This is a genomic window from Haloferax sp. KTX1, from assembly GCF_902410085.1.
Classification (GTDB): Archaea; Halobacteriota; Halobacteria; order Halobacteriales; family Haloferacaceae; genus Haloferax; species Haloferax massiliensis.
The window spans coordinates 1-511 of sequence record NZ_CABPRH010000092.1 but is presented as its reverse complement, the minus strand read 5'-3'; the positions used below and the strand labels follow the sequence as shown (position 1 = coordinate 511).

The window sequence follows — 511 nt, the reverse complement described above, 5'->3', positions numbered from 1 at the left end:
CCCTCATACGTTGTCTCAGAAATCACCGAGGGAGATACGTACAGTCCAAGCGGTAATTCACAGCTCACGATCACAGACGTCCATCTGACACCGCAGGGCAACCAGACACGTGTCATCTTACGCGCTACGCTTCAGGGACCGCCTGACGGGGACAGTCTCACATATGCGAATGCGCCCCCGCGCCTCGGGCGACCGCTAACCATCGCGACGAGTCGATACGAAGTAGACGGCCAGATTCGTGCAGTGGGTGGTGACAACAGTTTCACTCAGGAAGACACGACGGTGGTTCTCAGAGACACCATGGCCACCGCCGAAGCGCGAGACGTCACTCCCGGTGATGAGATCCGACTCAGCGGACGCACTGTCGCGACTATCGAAGACGTAGCTGCATACACAACCGAGAATTCAACCGAACAGACCGTCTTCGTCGAAGCAGAACTCGACACACACAGACAGCAGTCTGACCGTCGGTTCGGCGGCACACCGATGCGGCGCGGGCAGACGGTCACGC

1 pseudogene is annotated in these 511 nt (G+C 58.9%); it reads left to right on the top strand.

From position 1 onward, the window contains the following. Positions 1-300: 300 nt before the first annotated feature. Positions 301-511, top strand: a pseudogene (locus FY251_RS22870) (hypothetical protein); the annotation flags it as partial.